We start from the raw sequence: 17,200 nt of genomic DNA, 5'->3' as shown, positions 1-17,200 counted from the left end.
GGCTGGGCACATCCCTGCGATGTGCCCCGGCGGTGTCGTGGGCGGCCGCTTCGGCAGGCCCGGCAGTGGCTCTCGCGGCCGGGTCAAACACCTGTGAGACAAGCAACATGACCGCACAACAACTTGGCCAGCCGGCACAAGCGCACGGCGCGCAGACCGCCATCAGCGATGCCGATCGCCGCCGCGCGCTTTTCGGCAGCGCCGTGGGCAGCACCATCGAGTGGTACGACTATTTTCTCTACGGAACCATGTCGTCCATCGTTTTTGCCAAGCTATTTTTCCCGTCCGGCGACCCGATCACCAGCCAGTTGCTGGCGCTCGCCTCGTTCGCTCTGGCGTTCCTGATCCGGCCCATCGGCGGGATCGTGTTCGCCCACGTCGGCGACCGGGTCGGCCGCAAGAAGACGCTGGTCATCACGCTGTCCATCATGGGCCTGTCCACTGTGCTGATCGGCCTGACGCCCACCTACGACCAGATCGGCGTCTGGGCGCCGATTCTGCTGACCATCCTGCGCCTGCTGCAAGGCCTGGCGCTGGGCGGTGAGTGGGGTGGCGGTGTGTTGCTGGCGGTGGAGTATTCGCCCGCCAACAAGCGCGGCTTCTTTGGCGCAGTGCCGCAGACGGGCGCACTGTTCGGCCTGGCGCTGGGCAATCTGGCGACCTCGGGCCTGAGCACCGTGTTCTCGGAGGAGGCCTTCTTGTCCTATGGCTGGCGCATTCCGTTCGTGCTGTCCATCGTGCTGGTGCTGATTGGCATGTGGATCCGCAACAAGGTGGAGGAAACGCCGTCGTTCCGCAAGGTGGCCGCCGAGGCCAAGGCCAATCCCAAGGGCTCGCAGCACCAGCGGATGCCCCTGATGGAGACGCTCACCAAGCACTGGCGCCCGGTGCTGATCGCCATTGGCGCCAAGTTCGTCGAAACCTCGACTTTCTTCCTGTTCGCCACGTTCACCATCTCGTACCTGGTGGGTCTGGGCTACAAGCGCGTGGACGCGCTCAACGTGGTGCTGATCGCCGCGCTGATTGCGGTGCCGGTGATGCTGTATTTCGGCGCGTTGTCCGACCGCATTGGCCGCAAGAAGCTGTTCATCCTGGGCACGGTCGCCATCGCCGTCTACGCCGGTCCCTATTTCTGGCTGCTGAACCAGGGCTCCTCGTTGGTCGCAACGGTTGCCGTGGTGATCGGCTTCTCCATCATCTGGTCCACTTATGGCTCTGTGCTTGGCACTTTTTTCGCCGAAAGCTTCCCGCCCAACGTGCGTTACACCGGCATCTCGCTGGGCTATCAGGTGGGCGCGGCGCTGGTCGGCGGTCCCATGCCGCTGATCGCCACGGCGCTGGTGGCCCGCTATCATGGCAGCTATGTGCCGGTGGCCATCTTCATCGCCCTGTGCGCGCTGGTATCGCTGATCGCCATCAGCTTCACCAAGGATCGCACCGGCCAGCCGTTGGATTCGTAATCTCGAGGCGTGTGCGAGGCGTGGGTGCCGGTGACCGCAGGTCTCATCGCGCACCCTCCCCCTCACCATGACCGCCCCAGCCGAAACGACCAGCCCCCCCAAAAAAGCCGCCAAGCCGCTCGCCAGCCAGACGCTGTTCCGGGGCCTCGACATCGTGAGTGCCGTGGCCGATGGCTGTCGGACGGTCAAGGAAATCTCCGACAAGACGGGTATTACCTTCAGCACCACGCACCGCTTGGCTTCGGCGCTGGTGCAAATCCGCTACCTGCGTTTCGAGCCGCGCAAGGGCTACCGCCTGGGCAGTCGGCTGGTGGAGCTCGGCTTCATGGCCTACCGTGAGTCGCCGCTGATGACCACCGCACGTCCGTTTCTGGAGGAGCTGGCAGCGCAGACGCAGGATACGGTGCATCTGGCGGCGCTGGATGAGGATGAAGGCATCATCTACCTTGACAAGATCGGCGGTAAACGCCCGATCGAAGTCAATACCCGCATCGGCGGGCGCAAGCCCGTGTGCTGCACCAGCGTCGGCAAGGCACTGATTCTCGACCAGGGGCGTGCCGCCTGGAAAAAGCGCTACGAGCAAGAGGCCGCCAAGGGCCTGGCCGGATCGTTGCCGTTGGATGTCTGGCTGGAGGCGATGGCAACGTATGCAGCACAGGACTACACCTTTGACATGGACGAAAACATTCCCGGCATCCGCTGTGTCGGGGCGCCGGTGCGTGATGCGAGCGGAACCATCGTGGCCTCGATCAGCGTTACCAGCACCGACGTCTATACCGATGAGGCGCGCATGCGCGAGGTGATTCCCTTGGTGCAGGGCGTGGCCCGCAAGATCAGTGCGCAGTTGGGCGCCACAACGCTGTAGCTGTAGCAAGGACTTGCCACGTGGCATGGCGGACAAAGGCACGACGGGATGCCAATGCATGAGTGCCACGGAGCGGTTTCAGTCATCCCAGCGTGCTTCCGCGCGCAGCTGCCGCACCAGCGGCTGCGGCAGGCGCAGGTCCAGGTCGGCCAGGCGCTGCTTGACCAGGATGTCCGGCACCTCGAACAGATGCGCCAGCTCCTGCAGGCTTTCGGCGTGGCCCTCGGTCAGCGTGAACTGCAGCACCTGCGTCGGAATGAGCAGGCGCAGCGCGAAATCGTTGGCCTCGCTCTCCATGCGCTGGCCGTAGTCCACGTGGTAGCTCTCCGACACCATGATCTCGCGGCGCATGCCGGGGCGCAGGTGGTGCAGCGCGATGTGGCCCAGGGCGTGCGCCACGCCGTAGCGCTGGCGCATGAAGCTGTGCGAGGCATTGATGGTGATGCGCGCCTTGCGCTGGCGCGAGATCTCCAGCACCGCGCAGGCCGCGCCGGTGTCGCCCACGGCCACGGCGATGCCCATGGCCTTGGCGATATGCGCCAGGTTGACGGGCACGGACTGGTCCCAGTGGGTGTTGAGAATGCCTTCCGCAAACAAGCTCATGGCCGGGATTATCTGTGCCGTGCCGCGCGGGTGGGTTTGCCGCAATAGGAGCGGCGAAAACCACGGTGACAAAATGGTGACATGCATTTCCCAGATGGGCTTTCAACCATGACCGCATCCACCCCCGCTTCATCGCCTTCCGTGGCGCCTGCCGCCGCTGCCTCCACCTCTCCTTCCACCGCTCCCGCGCCCCGGCGCAAGCGTGCCCAGCCGCGCGCGCGCGCCGTGCAGCAGGGCGACACCCTGCCCACGCTGAGCCCCAAGGCCGTGCCGCGCCACGTCCAGGCCGAGGCCGCCCAGGCGGCGCAGGGGCGCCGCCTGGCGGTGGTGCAGGCCCTGCTGGAGCGCGAGGCCCTGCCCGCGCAGCAGCGCGCGGCGGCCCTGCGCGCGCTGATCGAGGGCGCCTCCGAGGACGACCGCCAGATGCTGCGCCAGGTGCTGCTGGACAACGAGGAGGGCCATGAGACGCCGCTGTTCAAGGGCCATCCCGACGACGAGCTGTCCGACGACTGGCGCGAGGGCGGCTACCCCTACAAGCACTTGATGCGCCGCGCCACCTACGAGACGCAGAAGTACAACCTGCAGGTGGAGCTGCTCAAGCTGCAGGCCTGGGTGAAGGAGACCGGGCAGCGCGTGGTGATCCTGTTCGAGGGGCGCGACGCCGCCGGCAAGGGCGGCACCATCAAGCGCTTCATGGAGCACCTGAACCCGCGCGGCGCGCGCGTGGTGGCGCTGGAAAAGCCCAGCGAGGTGGAGCGCGGGCAGTGGTACTTCCAGCGCTACATCCAGCACCTGCCCACGGCGGGCGAGATCGTGATGTTCGACCGCAGCTGGTACAACCGCGCGGGCGTCGAGCGCGTCATGGGCTTTTGCTCCGACGCCGAGTACCACGAGTTCATGCACCAGGCGCCCGAGTTCGAGCGCCATCTGGTGCGCAGCGGCATCCATGTGGTCAAGTTCTGGTTCTCCGTCACGCGCGCCGAGCAGCGCCGGCGCTTCAAGGAGCGCGAGGTCCACCCGCTCAAGCAGTGGAAGCTCAGCCCCGTGGACCTGGCCTCGCTCGACAAGTGGGACGACTACACCCGCGCCAAGGAGGCCATGTTCTTCGAGACCGACACGGCCGATTCGCCCTGGACCGTGGTCAAGAGCGACTGCAAGAAGCGCGCGCGCCTCAACGCCATGCGCTACGTGCTGCACAAGCTGCCCTATGCGAACAAGTCGCTCAAGACCATTGGCAGGCTCGACACGCTGATCGTCGGCAGGGCGCACGGCTAGCCCTGCACCGCGCCGCCGGTTCTGCAAGAATGGCGCCCTTTGCTGAACCCTGGGGGGCTTTTCCATGTCGTCTCGTCGCGCATTCATCCATCGAGCCAGCGCGCTCGGCCTGCTGCTGCTGGCCGCGCACCAGCGGGCGCTGGCCGTGTCGCTGGCGCAGTTGTCCAATGCCGACGCGGCCAGCGGCGTCAAGGCCGCGCTGGCGCGCGGCGCCGAGGTGGCGGTGGACCTGCTGGGGCGCACCGATGGCTTCCTGGGCAACCCGCAGGTGCGCATCGGCCTGCCGGGGCAGCTCGAAGACGCGGCCAAGCTCATGCGCCGCTTCGGCCAGGGCCAGCGCATCGACGAACTGGTCACCACCATCAACCGTGCCGCCGAGACAGCCGTGCCCATGGGCAAGGACCTGCTCGTGGGCGCGGTGCAGAGCATGAGCGTGCAGGACGCGAAGAACATCCTCACCGGCGGCGACACGGCCGTGACGCAGTTCTTCGCCGGCAAGACGCGCGCGCCGCTGGGCGAGCGCTTCCTGCCCGTGGTCACCCAGGCCACCGACAAGGTGGGCCTGGCGCAGCAGTACAACGCCTTCGCCGGCAAGGCCGCGGGCTTCGGCCTGCTCAAGGCCGAGGACGCCAACCTGCAGCAGTACGTGACCGGCAAGACGCTGGATGGCCTGTACTTCATGATCGGCGAGGAAGAGCGCAAGATCCGCAACGACCCCGTGGGCACCGGCAGCGCGCTGCTGCAGAAGGTCTTCGGCGCGCGATGAACCGCCGCGCGCCCGCCGCGCCCGCCTGCCCTTGCGGCAGCGGCGCGCCGCTGGCCGGTTGCTGCGGGCGCTTCCTGGAGGGCGCCGAGGATGCGCCCGACGCCGAGCGCCTCATGCGCTCGCGCTACAGCGCCTTCGTGGGCGGGCGCGGCGACTACCTGCTCGCCACCTGGCACCCGTCGCGCCGTCCGCCCGCCATCGACTTCGACGCGGGCGCGAAGTGGCTGGGCCTGGAGGTGCGCCGCCACCAGCCCACCGGCCCGGACAGCGCCGAGGTCGAGTTCGTCGCCCGCTGGCGCGTCGGCGGGCGCGCCGTGCGCCTGCACGAGCGCAGCCGCTTCGTGCGCGAAGGCGGGCGCTGGTACTACGTCGATGGCGATCAGTTTTGAGCCAAATCGGCCTCCGGCCCTTTGCCAGCAAGCGCAAGCAGCTATTCATTGAATAGCAACCTCAGGCCGGTTTCTCTTCGCTTTCCCAGCGCAGCGCGGCAATGTCGTGCACGAAGATGGGGTAGTGCATCCACACCCCGCGCAGCCCCTTGCGCGCCACGGTGCCGACCTGCGAGGCGAACAGCCAGGCATTCACCGCGTCCTCGGCCAGGTGGCGCTGCATCTGGGCGAACAGGCGCGCGCGTTCGCGCGGGCTTTCGGCCTGCGCATGGCGCTGCGCCAGTTGCCGGAACGCCGCGCTGTCGTAGCCGAAGTAGTAGCCCGGGTCGGTGTAGATGGGGTAGTCCAGCGGCTCCACGTGGGTGATCAGCGTCATGTCGAAGTCGCCCTGGAACGGGCCCGCCAGCCATTGCGCCCACTCCAGCGGCTGGGGCTCCACCGCGATGCCCACGCGCTCCAGGTCGGCCGCCAGCACCGGGCCGCCCAGGCGCGCGTAGGCCGGGGGCGGCAGCGCCAGCGACAGGCGCAGCGGCGCCGGCCCCAGGGCCTCGCGCAGCAGGGCGCGGGCGCGGTCCGGGTCGTACGGGTAGCGGTGGGCCAGGTGCACGTAGCCGGGGTCGGACGGCGAAAAATGGCTGCCGATCACGGTGCCGCGCCCCTCGAACACGGTGCGGATGAAGGCCTCGCGGTCGATGGCGTGCGTGATGGCGCGGCGCACGCGCCGGTCGGCCAGCGGCGCGCGCCGGTGGTTCAGCGCCAGCAGGCCCTTGCTGCTGGAGGTGCCCAGCAGCAGCTGGTAGCGGCTGTCGGCCACCAGGCCGCGCACCGAGTTGGTGGCGAAGTGCAGGAACAGGTCCATCTCCTCGCCCTGCAGCGCCGCGGCCTGCGCCTCGGGCGCGTAGAGGAAGCGGAACGTGGCGCCGCGCATGTACAGCGTCTGGGCATGGCGGTAGGTGCTGGCGGGCTCCAGCGTGATGCTGTGGCCGCGCTGCCATTGCCGCACGCGGTACGGGCCGGTGCCCACGGGGGCGGCGGCGGCCGTGGCGGCGCTTGCCGGGCTGAGGATGACGGCCGTGTTCTCGCCCAGGCGGAAGGGCAGGTGCGCATCGGCATGGTGCAGCCCCAGCACCACGGTGTGCGCGTCGGGCGTGGCGATGTGCGCGATGTTGTCGAACAGCGTCTTGCGCGCCTTGTTGGTCGAACCCGGCGCGCGGGCGCGCTCGAAGCTGAAGCGCACCGCCGCGGCGTCGAAGGGCGTGCCGTCGTGGAAGCGCACGCCCTGGCGCAGCCGCAGCGTGCAGGTGCGCTGGCGCGCGTCCATCTGCCAGCTCTGTGCCAGCAGGGGCGCCACGCTGCCGTTCTCCTCGATGCGCGTCAGGCCCTCCAGCACGTTGTAGTGCACCACCTCGCCCACGGCGGCCGAAGGGGCCATGGTCGGGTCCAGGCTGTCGGGCTCCAGCGACAGGTTGATGACCACCCAGCGCTGGCTGGCGCGCTGCGAGGCCCCGGCCAGCCCCGGGACGGCGGCCAGGGCCAGGGTGTGCGCCAGGCTGGCGCGGCGCGTGAGGGGCCGGGAAAGTACGGAATGGCGCATGGCGTGGCCCGAAATTGCGACAAAATGAAACTACATCGTAGTCAAAAAACATTTCCGGCCCCGGGGCCGGCTTGCTCCATATGCCCCTGACTGCCGCTCCGATCCGTCTGCGCCCTTTTCGCTGGGCGCGGTGGCTGTTCGCGGGGCTGGCGCTGTGGCTGCTGCTGTCCATGGCCTGGGGCGTGCGCGGCCTGTACCACCAGCGCGCGCAGCGCTACCACCACCAGGTGGAGGGCGGGCTGCGCGCCATCAGCCTGCTGCAGGTGCGCAACGTGGCCGACTGGCGCCGCCAGCACATCGCCGATGCCGCCGCCCTGACCGACGACAGCCTGTTCGCCCAGGCCGCGGCGCGCTGGCACGCCGCGCCCGGCGAGGCGCTGCAGGAGCCGCTGCGCGAACGCCTGCGCAGCTTCGTTGAGCATGGACGCTACAGCGCGGCTTTCTGGGTCGATCTCCAGGGGGCCTTGCGGCTCGGGCCGCAAGGGGCGCTGCAGGGCACGCTGGCGCCGCCCGAGCGGCAGGCCCTGCGCCAGGCGCTGGCCGCGGCCGAGCCGGCGGCGGTGGAGCTGCACCGGGACGCGGCCTTCGCCTTCGCCATCTTCGGCGTGCTCGCGCCCGTGTTCGACGGCGACACGCCCCTGGGCGCGGTGTGGCTGGTGAGCGACGCGCGCACCCAGCTCTATCCCCAGGTCGAGACCTGGCCCAGCGCCAGCCGCTCGGCCGAATCGCTGCTGGTGGAGCGCGATGGCGACGAACTGGTGTACCTGAGCCCGCTGCGCCACCGCAGCGACGCGCCCCTGAGCCTGCGCCAGGCCATGGCGCCGGGGCGCGACGTCGTGGTGCAGGCCGTGGCGGGCGCGCGCGGCGTGGTCTACGGCAGCGACTACCGCGGCCAGGAGGTGCTGGCCATGGCCAGCGCGGTGCCCGATTCGCCGTGGGTGCTGGTGTCCAAGCTCGACGTGGACGAGGCCTTCGTCGATGCCCAGCGTGGCGAGTGGCTGGCCCTGGCGCTGCTCGCCAGCCTGGCGCTGCTGTCCGGGGGCTGCGCCGCTGCGGCGTGGCAATGGCGCGCCTGGCGGCGCGAGCGCGGCCTCAAGCTGGCGCTGGAGCGCAACATGCGCTGGCTCGACAGCGCGCAGAAGGCCGCCAGCGCGGGCTACTTCGCCTACGACGCCGAGCACCGGCAGTTCTTCATGTCCAGCATCGCCAACACCATCTTCGGGCTGCCGCCGCAGGAATGCATGACGCTGCAGCAGTGGATGGACATGCTGCACCCCGAGGACCGCGCGCATGTCCTGCGGGTGCACGCCGATGCCATGGCGGCGCGCACGCCGCTGCGCATGCAGTACCGCATCGTGCGCGCCGGCGACCGCGCGCAGCGCTGGCTTCAGGTGTGGGGCGAATACGGCACGGGCACCAGTTCTGGCGCCGATGCCGATGCGCTGCGCATGACCGGCACGGTGCAGGACATCACCGAGCGCAAGCAGGCCGAGCAGCAGCTGGCGCGCTACCGCGACGCGCTGGAGGAGCGCGTGCGCCTGGACCCGCTGACCCAGGTGGCCAACCGCCTGGCCCTGGGCGAGGCCATGCAGCGCGAGTGGGAGCAGGCGCGGCTGCGCGGCATGCCGCTGGCGCTGCTGATGATCGACGTGGACCATTTCAAGGCCTACAACGACCACTACGGCCACGTCGCGGGCGACCGCTGCCTGCAGCGCGTGGCCCAGGCGCTGGCCGGCGCGGTGCAGCGCGCGGGCGAACTGGCGGCGCGCTATGGCGGCGAGGAATTCGCCGTGCTGCTGCCCGACTCCGACGAACTGCGCGCCGTGGCCGTGGCGCACCGCCTGCGCGAGGCCGTGCGCGAGCTGGTGCTGGAGCACCAGGCCAGCCCGTGCGGCGCGCTGGTCACCATCAGCGTGGGCGTGGCCTGCGTGCGCCCGGCCGGAGGCCAGCCGCTGGAGCACGCGCAGACCACGCTGTTCCAGCAGGCCGACGAGGCGCTGTACCGCGCCAAGCAGGCCGGGCGCGACCGCGTGGCGCTGTACGGCGCGGACGTGCAGGCCGCGCCGCCGCCAGACGCTGGCTGAACCCCCGCCAACGCCCTGGAAGAATCACGCTCTAATCGGGCCTGGCACCGCATTCTTTTTTTCTTCCCGCATGACATTCGAAGCCATCTTGTTCGACTGCGACGGCGTGCTCGTCGACAGCGAAGCTATTACCAACGGCGTGCTGTGCGCCATGCTCAACGAGGCGGGCTGGGCCTTGTCCGCGCAGGAATGCATGGCGCTGTTCATCGGCAAGACCGTGCGCAGCGAGGCCGCGCGCATCGAGGCCCATACCGGCCGGCCGCTCACCGACGACTGGATGGCCGCCTTCTACGCGCGCCGCAACGCGCGCCTGCAGGCCGAGCTGCAGCCCATCGACGGCGCGCTCGACGCCGTGCGCGCCGTGCACGCGCGGCTGCAGGGGCGCATCGCCTGCGCCTCGGGGGCCGACCGCCACAAGGTGGAGATGCAGCTGCGCCAGGTGGGCATGGCGCCGTACTTCGCCGGGTACGTGTTCAGCGGGCACGAAATGCCGGCCACCAAGCCCGCGCCGGACGTGTACCTGGCTGCCGCCGCGGCGCTGGGCGTGGCGCCGGCACGCTGCCTGGTGGTCGAGGACACGGTGACCGGCGTCACGGCCGGCGTGGCCGCCGGCGCCACGGTGCTGGGCTACAGCCCGGGCGGAGCAGAGGGCGCGGGGCACGGCTCGCCCGCTGCGCTGCGCGCCGCCGGGGCGGCCGACATCCTGCCCCACATGGGCGGCCTGCCCGCCTGGCTGGAGGCGCGGCGGTGCTGAGCGCCTGGCTGCGCCGCGCGGCGCTGCTGGCATGCGCCGCGCTGCTGGCGGGCTGTTCGTCGCTGCGGCCCTGGATCAACGAGCCGCTGCACGGCGGCGAGCCTCCCACCATGCGCCTGGCCGACGGGCGCGACCCGAGCATGCTCATGGCCGTCACCCTCTCGGGCGGCGGCGCGCGCGCGGCGGCCTTCGGCTTCGGCGTGCTGAGCGAGCTGCGCGACACCGAGTTCGCCTGGGACGGCCGCCGCCTGAACCTGCTGGAAGCCACCGACGTGGTCAGCGGCGTGTCGGGCGGCAGCATCATCGCCACCTACTACGCCGTGCACGGCGCCGAGGGGCTGCCGCGCTTCGAGCGCGACTTCCTGCGCCAGGACTTCCAGCGCGGCCTCGTCAACCTGGCTCTGCTGCCGGCCAACATGGTGGAGCTGAGCTCGCCCTGGTTCGGCCGCACGCACCTGCTGGCGCGCCAGCTCGACGCGCTGTACGGCGGCATGACCTTTGGCGACCTGGAAAAGCGCCCGCGCCAGCCGCAGCTGCTGGTCACGGCCACCGACCTGTCGCGCGGCACGGCGTTCGAGTTCTCGTGGGACCAGTTCCTGCCCATCTGCTCGGACCTGCGCAGCGTGCCGCTGTCGTTCGCGGTGGCGGCCTCGTCGGCCGTGCCGCTGCTGCTCAGCCCGGTCACGCTGCACAACTACGCGCCGCAGTGCCCGCCGCCGGTGGACCTGGTGCGGCCCACGCGCACCGCGGCGCGCGACACCAGCGCCGCCAACTACCGCGCGCGCATGTTCCGCTCGCACGTGCGCAGCTACCTGGACGCGGACGAGCGCCCCTACATCCACCTGGTCGATGGCGGCCTGGCCGACAACCTGGGCGTGGTGCGCCTGCTCGACCGCTCGCTGGCCGACGGCGGCCTGCGCGCCAGCATGCGCGACATGGGCCTGCCGCCCGGCGCCATCCGCAAGCTGGTGCTGGTGGTGGTCAACTCGGAGCGCGACCCGTCGGAGAACATCGACCGCATGGACACCGTGCCCACCACCTGGCAGGTGGTGGACCAACTGCTGTTCGGCGCTGGAGCGCGCGCCACGCTGGAGACGCAGGAGTTCCTGCGCGACATCACGCAGCAGTGGCGCAACGAGCTGTCCCGCGCCGCGCAGGACGGCACCGACGCCTTCGCCGCCCACGCCGAGCTGCACGTGATCCAGGTGAACCTGCGCGACGTGAACGACCCGCACGTGCGCCGCCGCCTGCTGCAGGTGCCCACGGCGTTCACCATCGCGCCGGACGAAGTCACCCAGCTCATCGAGGCTGGCCGCCGCGTGCTGCGCCAGTCGCCCGACTACCAGGGGCTGCTGCGCTCGCTGGAGGATGTGCAGCGGGTGCGGTAGAGGGCATCCCCCTGAGCGGCTTGCGCCGCTTCCCCCTTCTCTCGAATGGCTGCGCCATTCGGGAAGGGGGACGACGCCAGCGCGGCGGGGCGGCCCTTGCGCGGCGTCTGCTGGGCTGGGCCGCGTCAATGCGTGGGGCTTGCCCAGGGCTGGCGCGGCGTATGAAATAAAGGTCAAATCGGCCTCAAACGCACGCCCAGCAAGCGCTGGCAGCTATCAAAACTGAATCTTTTCGCTCACCCTGGGCGCGATTGCCGCCGGAACGCGGCGGGCGATTGCCCGGTCCAGGCGCGGAAGGCGCGGATGAAGCTCTTTTCGTTGCCGAACCCTGCCGCCTGCGCCACCTGCTTGACCGGGCGGTCGGTGCGCTGCAGCAGCTCCACGGCGCGCGCCTGGCGCACTTCGTCCTTCAGCGCCTGCAGCGAGGCGCCTTCCTCCTTGAGCTGGCGGTGCAGCGTGCGCGCCGACAGGTGCAGCCGCTCGGCGATCAGCCCGGCGCTGTGCAGTGCGGCCGGGTCGCTGGTCAGCAACTGGCGCACGCGCTGCACCAGCAGGCGGTCGCGCCGGTACTGCAGCACGGTCAGCGGCAGGGCGCGCTGCAGCATCTGGCGCAGCGCCGCTTCGTCGCGCGCCAGGGGCAGTTGCAGGTAGCGCGCGTCGAAGCGGATGGCGGCGTGCGGCGCGCCGAACGCCACCGGGCCGGGGAACAGCAGCGGGTACACCCCGGCGTGCGCGGGCGCCGCGAACGGAAAGCGCGCCTCCTGCAGCGGCAGGCGCGAGTCGATCAGCCAGCACGCCACGCCATGCAGGTTGCGCAGCACCGACACCAGGCAGAACTCGCGCAGCGCGCCGTCGCCGCCGGGCGGGTCGCGCTCCTGCAGCGTGACCTGGGCCGTGGCGCCCTCGGTGGACAGGGTGAGGGCAATGCTGTCGGTCAGCAGGCCGTGGTGGCGGCACCAGCGCGCCAGCGCCACGCCCAGGTGCGGCGCGGTGATGGAGGCGCGCGCCAGCATCCCGTAGCTGCCCCAGGGCAGGCGGCGCGCGAACCAGCCCAGGGCTTCGTCGTCCAGCTCGCGCATGGCGCCATCGCACAGCGCCTCCATCTGCCAGGCGGTGATGCGGGCCTGGGCGTTGGCCACTTCCTCTGGCGCGATTTGTGCCTGCCGCAGCACGCCTGCGGCATCCATGCCGCGCAGCGCGTAGGCGCGCACGATGGCCTGCACGAAGGCCATGGGCGTGGCGGCGGCGCTGGCGCGCGGCAGGGGCCGGTGCGCGGTGGGGGAGGTCAGGGCGGGCGTGTACATGATGGAGGGCTTGGGTGGCAATTATTGCAACCTTGCTGGCCCCATCTGCAGCACCTGGCGGCGTATGCTGCGCCCAGGCGGGATGGCACCCGCACGCACAGGAGACCGCTGGATGACCGTACCCCTTTCCTTGAGCCAGGCCCAGGGCCGCACCGATACGCCCCTGATCGCGCAGACCATCGGCCAGTTCTTCGATGCCATGGCTGTGCGCCAGGGCGCGCGCGAGGCGCTGGTGTGCCGCCACCAGGGGCTGCGCTACACCTATGCCCAGTTGCACGCCGAGGTGCGCCGCCTGGCCAGCGCGCTGCTGGGCCTGGGGCTGGAAAAGGGCGACCGCATCGGCATCTGGTCGCACAACAACGCCGAATGGGTGCTGATGCAGTTCGCCACGGCCCAGGTGGGCCTGGTGCTGGTCAACATCAACCCGGCCTACCGCACCAGCGAGGTGGAGTACGCGCTCAACAAGGTGGGCTGCAAGGCGCTGGTGACCATGGCGCGCTTCAAGACCAGCGACTACGCGGGCATGCTGCAGGCGCTGGGCTGCGCGCGGCTGCCGCAGCTGCAGCACATCTTCTGGATCGACACGCCGGGGCAGGGCGACGAAATTTCCGGCATGCAGCGCTTTTCCGCGCTCCTGGCCCGCGGCGACGCGCAGGACGCGCGCATTGACGCCGTGGCCGCCACGCTGGCCAACACCGACCCGATCAACATCCAGTTCACCAGCGGCACCACGGGCTTTCCCAAGGGCGCCACGCTGACGCACCGCAACATCCTGAACAACGGCTTCTTCATCGGCGAGTGCATGCAGCTCACGCCCGAGGACCGGCTGTGCATTCCCGTGCCGCTGTACCACTGCTTCGGCATGGTGCTGGGCAACCTGGCCTGCGTGACGCACGGCGCCACCATCGTCTACCCCAACGACGGGTTCGACCCGCTGCTGGTGCTGGAGACGGTGCAGGCCGAGCGCTGCACCGGCCTGCACGGCGTGCCCACCATGTTCATCGCCGAGCTTCAGCATCCGCGCTTCGCCGAGTTCGACCTCTCCACGCTGCGCACCGGCATCATGGCCGGCTCGCCCTGCCCGATCGAGGTGATGAAGCGCGTGGTGAGCGACATGCACCTGTCGCAGATCACCATTGCCTACGGCATGACCGAGACCAGTCCGGTGAGCTGCCAGAGCAGCACCGAGACGCCGCTGGAAAAGCGCGTGGCCACCGTGGGCCAGGTGCAGCCGCACCTGCAGGTGAAGATCGTGCACCCCGAAACCGGCGAGGTCGTGCCCGTGGGGCAAAGCGGCGAGCTGTGCACGCGGGGCTACTCGGTGATGCATGGCTACTGGGGCGATGCCGAGAAAACCCGCGAGGCGATCGACGAAGACGGCTGGATGCACACCGGCGACCTGGCCACCATGGACGCCGAGGGCTACGTGAACATCGTCGGCCGCATCAAGGACATGGTGATCCGTGGCGGCGAGAACATCTACCCGCGCGAGATCGAGGAGTTTCTGTACCGCCACCCGCAGGTGCAGGACGTGCAGGTGGTGGGCGTGCCCGATGCGCGCTACGGCGAGGAGCTGTGCGCCTGGATCATCGCCAAGCCCGGCACGCAGCCCACCGAGGACGACATCCGCGCCTTCTGCAAGGGCCAGATCGCGCACTACAAGGTGCCGCGCTACATCCGCTTCGTCCCCGGCTTCCCCATGACCGTCACGGGCAAGATCCAGAAGTTCAAGATCCGCGACGAAATGAAAAACAGCCTTGGCCTGGCCGAGGAAAGAACCGCTTGAGAAGACACCCGCCATGATCCTCGAATCCCAACTCAACCCCCGTTCCGCCGACTTCCAGGCCAACGCCGCTGCCATGCGCGCCGTGGTGGAGGACCTGCGCGCCCAATTGGCCAAGGTGGCCCAGGGCGGCGGCGAGGCCGCGCGCGCCAAGCACGTGGCGCGCGGCAAGCTGCTGCCGCGCGAGCGCGTGCAAATGCTGCTCGACCCCGGCACGCCCTTCCTGGAGCTGGCCCCGCTGGCGGCGCTGAACATGTACAACAACGACGCGCTGGGCGCAGGCGTCATCGCCGGCATTGGCCGCGTGAATGGCGTGGACTGCATGGTGGTGTGCAACGACGCCACGGTGAAGGGCGGCACCTACTATCCCATGACGGTGAAGAAGCACCTGCGCGCGCAGGAAGTGGCGGCGCAGAACCGCCTGCCCTGCATCTACCTGGTGGACTCGGGCGGCGCCAACCTGCCCAACCAGGACGACGTGTTCCCCGACCGCGACCACTTCGGCCGCATCTTCTTCAACCAGGCCAACATGAGTGCCCAGGGCATCGCGCAGATCGCCGTGGTCATGGGCAGTTGCACGGCTGGCGGCGCCTATGTGCCGGCGATGAGCGACGAATCCATCATCGTCAAGAACCAGGGCACTATCTTCCTGGGCGGCCCGCCGCTGGTGAAGGCCGCCACGGGCGAGGTGGTCAGCGCCGAAGACCTGGGCGGCGGTGACGTGCACACGCGCCTGTCCGGCGTGGCGGACCACTTGGCGCAGAACGACATGCACGCCCTGGCGCTGGCGCGCGCGGCGGTGGCCAATTTGAATAAAAACAAGGCGCAAAACCCTGCCGATCAAGCGCCAGCAGCTCCTAAATATGCAGCAGACGAGCTGTACGGCGTGATCCCCACCGATACGCGCAAGCCCTTCGACGTGCGCGAGATCATCGCGCGCATCGTCGATAGCAGCGCGTTCGACGAATTCAAGGCGCGCTTTGGCAGCACCCTGGTGTGCGGCTTCGCGCGCATCGAGGGCATGCAGGTCGGCATCATCGCCAACAACGGCATCCTGTTCAGCGAGAGCGCGCAGAAGGGCGCGCACTTCATCGAGCTGTGCTGCCAGCGCAAGATCCCGCTGGTGTTCCTGCAGAACATCACCGGCTTCATGGTCGGCCGCAAGTACGAAAACGAGGGCATCGCGCGCCACGGCGCCAAGCTGGTCACGGCCGTGGCCACGGCCAGCGTGCCCAAGTTCACCATCATCATCGGCGGCAGCTTCGGCGCCGGCAACTACGGCATGTGCGGCCGGGCGTACAGCCCGCGCTTCCTGTGGATGTGGCCGAACGCGCGCATTTCGGTCATGGGCGGCGAGCAGGCCGCCAGCGTGCTGGCCACCGTCAAGCGCGACGGCATCGAGTCCAAGGGCGGCAGCTGGAGCGCGGAGGAAGAGGAAAGCTTCAAGGCACCGATCCGCCAGCAATACGAGGAGCAGGGCCACCCCTACTACGCCACCGCGCGCCTGTGGGACGACGGCGTGATCGACCCCGCCGATACGCGCCGCGTGCTGGCGCTGGGCCTGTCGGCCACGCGCAATGCGCCGATCGAAGACACCAAGTTCGGCGTCTTTCGCATGTAGGCGTCTCAGGAGCTGCCATGGACGCCGTTGCCCATTTCATCCAGCTTGCCCGCTACAACGTGTGGGCCACCGCGCGCCTGCTCAACGCCGTGCACGCCCTGGAAGAAGAAGACTACCGCCGCGACCTGGGCCTGTTCTTCCAAAGCATCCACGGCACGCTCAATCACCTGCTGGTGGGGGAGCACCAGATCTGGTACGTGCGCTTTGCCGAAGGCGTCTCCCCACGCCTGGCGCTCGATGCCGAGGTGGAGAGTGACCGTGCCCGGCTCGACGCCCGCTTGCGCGAGGGCGCGGCGCGCTGGGAGCCGCTGATCGCCACCTTCTCCGCCGACCTTTGGAGCGGCACGTTGAGCTACACCACCACGCGTGGAACCGCTGCCACGCTGCCATTCGCCGCCACCCTGGCCCATGTGTTCAACCACGGAACGCACCATCGGGGCCAGATCACGGCGGCGCTCACCGCACTGGGCCAGCCCTGCCCGGTGCTCGATTTCGTCTACTACCTGCAGAACCCCTCGCAGCCCTGAGATCGCCATGAGCCAAAACCTTTCCATCACCCAGTCCGGCGCCGTGGCGCGCATCACGCTCACGCAGCCCGAGATCCGCAACGCTTTCAGTGATGAAGTCATTGCCGAGCTGACGGCGGCTTTCATCGAGGTAGGCGCGCGCCCCGGCGTGCGCGCCGTGGTGCTCGCGGCCGAAGGCCCGGCCTTCTGCGCTGGCGCCAACCTCAACTGGATGCGCCGCATGGCCGACTACACGCGCGAGGAGAACCTCGCCGACGCGGGCAAGCTCGCCGAGATGCTGCGCGTGATCTACGCGTGCCCCAAGCCGACCATCGCCCGCGTGCAGGGCGACGTGTACGCCGGCGGCATGGGCCTGGTGGCCGCGTGCGACATGGCGGTGGCGGTGGACACAGCGGGCTTCTGCCTCAGCGAAGTGAAGCTGGGCCTGATTCCCGCCACCATCAGCCCCTACGTCATCCGCGCCATGGGCGCGCGTGCCGCGCACCGCTACTTCCTCACCGCCGAGCGCTTCGATGCCGCCGAGGCGCTGCGCACCGGCTTCGTGCACGCGGTGGTGGCGGCGGACCAGCTCGACGCCAAGGTCGATGAACTGCTCAAGGCCCTGACCAGCGCCAGCCCCAACGCCGTGCGCGCGTGCAAGCGGCTCGTGCAGGACGTGGCGGAGCGCGAGATCGATGCGGCCTTGATCGCCGCCACGGTGGAGGGCATTGCCGACATCCGTGCCAGCGACGAGGGCCGTGAAGGCGTGCAGTCCTTCCTGCAAAAGCGCAAGCCGAACTGGCTCTGA

Annotated in this window: 15 protein-coding genes; 12 read left to right on the top strand and 3 right to left on the bottom strand. The window is 69.6% G+C overall.

All coding sequences use genetic code 11. The features are described 5' to 3' along the window. Window positions 1-107: 107 nt before the first annotated feature. Window positions 108-1,460: an MHS family MFS transporter gene (locus YS110_12570; protein UJB67440.1), complete on the top strand. Its 1,353-nt coding sequence runs from the start codon at window positions 108-110 to the stop codon at window positions 1,458-1,460. A gap of 67 nt (window positions 1,461-1,527) precedes the next feature. Further along, window positions 1,528-2,325, top strand: a complete 798-nt coding sequence (locus tag YS110_12565) for an IclR family transcriptional regulator (protein UJB65527.1) — start codon at window positions 1,528-1,530, stop codon at window positions 2,323-2,325. Window positions 2,326-2,403: 78 nt separating this feature from the next. On the opposite strand, the gene YS110_12560 is transcribed toward YS110_12565, so the two are convergent. Then, window positions 2,404-2,928 (bottom strand): ImmA/IrrE family metallo-endopeptidase, encoded by a 525-nt coding sequence (locus YS110_12560; protein UJB65526.1) that lies wholly within the window; start codon window positions 2,926-2,928, stop codon window positions 2,404-2,406. 108 nt (window positions 2,929-3,036) lie between these two features. Between YS110_12560 and ppk2 the strand changes: the two genes are divergently transcribed. From ppk2 to YS110_12545, 3 genes are all read left to right on the top strand, one after another. Then, window positions 3,037-4,203 carry a polyphosphate kinase 2 gene (ppk2, locus tag YS110_12555; protein ID UJB65525.1) on the top strand — a complete coding sequence of 389 codons (1,167 nt, stop codon included), beginning with the start codon at window positions 3,037-3,039 and terminating at the stop codon, window positions 4,201-4,203. A 64-nt stretch (window positions 4,204-4,267) separates the two neighbouring features. Continuing rightward, window positions 4,268-4,969 (top strand): DUF4197 domain-containing protein, encoded by a 702-nt coding sequence (locus tag YS110_12550; GenBank protein ID UJB65524.1) that lies wholly within the window; start codon window positions 4,268-4,270, stop codon window positions 4,967-4,969. Continuing rightward, a complete protein-coding gene (locus tag YS110_12545) occupies window positions 4,966-5,358 on the top strand; it encodes a hypothetical protein (protein ID UJB65523.1) in 393 nt (130 codons plus the stop codon). Before YS110_12550 ends, YS110_12545 begins: the two co-directional genes overlap by 4 nt. Window positions 5,359-5,419: 61 nt before the next feature. On the opposite strand, the gene YS110_12540 is transcribed toward YS110_12545, so the two are convergent. Next, window positions 5,420-6,952 carry an ABC transporter substrate-binding protein gene (locus YS110_12540; GenBank protein ID UJB65522.1) on the bottom strand — a complete coding sequence of 511 codons (1,533 nt, stop codon included), beginning with the start codon at window positions 6,950-6,952 and terminating at the stop codon, window positions 5,420-5,422. Between the two features lie 80 nt (window positions 6,953-7,032). Here YS110_12540 and YS110_12535 point away from each other — a divergent pair, with 80 nt between their 5' ends. The 3 genes from YS110_12535 to YS110_12525 all read left to right on the top strand — a co-directional run bounded on the left by YS110_12535 (window position 7,033) and on the right by YS110_12525 (window position 11,178). After that, window positions 7,033-9,036, top strand: a complete 2,004-nt coding sequence (locus YS110_12535; GenBank protein ID UJB65521.1) for a sensor domain-containing diguanylate cyclase — start codon at window positions 7,033-7,035, stop codon at window positions 9,034-9,036. Between the two features lie 70 nt (window positions 9,037-9,106). Beyond that, a complete protein-coding gene (locus tag YS110_12530) occupies window positions 9,107-9,790 on the top strand; it encodes an HAD family phosphatase (protein UJB65520.1) in 684 nt (227 codons plus the stop codon). A gap of 110 nt (window positions 9,791-9,900) precedes the next feature. After that, window positions 9,901-11,178 (top strand): patatin-like phospholipase family protein, encoded by a 1,278-nt coding sequence (locus tag YS110_12525; GenBank protein ID UJB67439.1) that lies wholly within the window; start codon window positions 9,901-9,903, stop codon window positions 11,176-11,178. Window positions 11,179-11,414: 236 nt separating this feature from the next. Here the strand turns inward: YS110_12525 and YS110_12520 are convergent, their stop codons facing one another. Then, entirely contained in the window at window positions 11,415-12,482 is a 1,068-nt protein-coding gene (locus tag YS110_12520; protein UJB65519.1) for an AraC family transcriptional regulator, read from the bottom strand. Between the two features lie 112 nt (window positions 12,483-12,594). Here YS110_12520 and YS110_12515 point away from each other — a divergent pair, with 112 nt between their 5' ends. Genes YS110_12515 through YS110_12500 form a run of 4 tightly spaced genes read left to right on the top strand, consistent with a single transcriptional unit; the run spans window position 12,595 to window position 17,200 of the window. Beyond that, window positions 12,595-14,268: an AMP-binding protein gene (locus YS110_12515; protein UJB65518.1), complete on the top strand. Its 1,674-nt coding sequence runs from the start codon at window positions 12,595-12,597 to the stop codon at window positions 14,266-14,268. Between the two features lie 13 nt (window positions 14,269-14,281). Further along, the gene (locus YS110_12510; GenBank protein ID UJB65517.1) at window positions 14,282-15,886 is read left to right on the top strand and encodes a methylcrotonoyl-CoA carboxylase; all 1,605 of its coding nucleotides are present in this window, start codon (window positions 14,282-14,284) and stop codon (window positions 15,884-15,886) included. A gap of 17 nt (window positions 15,887-15,903) precedes the next feature. Further along, on the top strand, window positions 15,904-16,413 hold the full coding sequence (locus tag YS110_12505) for a DinB family protein (protein ID UJB65516.1): 510 nt from the start codon (window positions 15,904-15,906) through the stop codon (window positions 16,411-16,413). 7 nt (window positions 16,414-16,420) lie between these two features. Next, the gene (locus YS110_12500; GenBank protein UJB65515.1) at window positions 16,421-17,200 is read left to right on the top strand and encodes an enoyl-CoA hydratase/isomerase family protein; all 780 of its coding nucleotides are present in this window, start codon (window positions 16,421-16,423) and stop codon (window positions 17,198-17,200) included.

The organism is Acidovorax sp. YS12 (genome assembly GCA_021496925.1).
Classification (GTDB): Bacteria; Pseudomonadota; Gammaproteobacteria; order Burkholderiales; family Burkholderiaceae_C; genus Paenacidovorax.
This window is presented reverse-complemented; position numbering and strand designations above follow the sequence as displayed.

Coding starts and splice junctions, on each gene's coding strand:
- YS110_12545 (UJB65523.1), top strand. CDS start 4,966: ATGAACCGCCGCGCGCCCGCCGCGCCCGCCTGCCCTTGCGGCAGCGGC.
- YS110_12535 (UJB65521.1), top strand. CDS start 7,033: ATGCCCCTGACTGCCGCTCCGATCCGTCTGCGCCCTTTTCGCTGGGCG.
- YS110_12550 (UJB65524.1), top strand. CDS start 4,268: ATGTCGTCTCGTCGCGCATTCATCCATCGAGCCAGCGCGCTCGGCCTG.
- YS110_12515 (UJB65518.1), top strand. CDS start 12,595: ATGACCGTACCCCTTTCCTTGAGCCAGGCCCAGGGCCGCACCGATACG.
- YS110_12560 (UJB65526.1), bottom strand. CDS start 2,928: ATGAGCTTGTTTGCGGAAGGCATTCTCAACACCCACTGGGACCAGTCC.
- YS110_12570 (UJB67440.1), top strand. CDS start 108: ATGACCGCACAACAACTTGGCCAGCCGGCACAAGCGCACGGCGCGCAG.
- YS110_12530 (UJB65520.1), top strand. CDS start 9,107: ATGACATTCGAAGCCATCTTGTTCGACTGCGACGGCGTGCTCGTCGAC.
- YS110_12520 (UJB65519.1), bottom strand. CDS start 12,482: ATGTACACGCCCGCCCTGACCTCCCCCACCGCGCACCGGCCCCTGCCG.
- YS110_12505 (UJB65516.1), top strand. CDS start 15,904: ATGGACGCCGTTGCCCATTTCATCCAGCTTGCCCGCTACAACGTGTGG.
- YS110_12510 (UJB65517.1), top strand. CDS start 14,282: ATGATCCTCGAATCCCAACTCAACCCCCGTTCCGCCGACTTCCAGGCC.
- YS110_12540 (UJB65522.1), bottom strand. CDS start 6,952: ATGCGCCATTCCGTACTTTCCCGGCCCCTCACGCGCCGCGCCAGCCTG.
- YS110_12525 (UJB67439.1), top strand. CDS start 9,901: ATGCGCCTGGCCGACGGGCGCGACCCGAGCATGCTCATGGCCGTCACC.
- YS110_12565 (UJB65527.1), top strand. CDS start 1,528: ATGACCGCCCCAGCCGAAACGACCAGCCCCCCCAAAAAAGCCGCCAAG.
- ppk2 (UJB65525.1), top strand. CDS start 3,037: ATGACCGCATCCACCCCCGCTTCATCGCCTTCCGTGGCGCCTGCCGCC.
- YS110_12500 (UJB65515.1), top strand. CDS start 16,421: ATGAGCCAAAACCTTTCCATCACCCAGTCCGGCGCCGTGGCGCGCATC.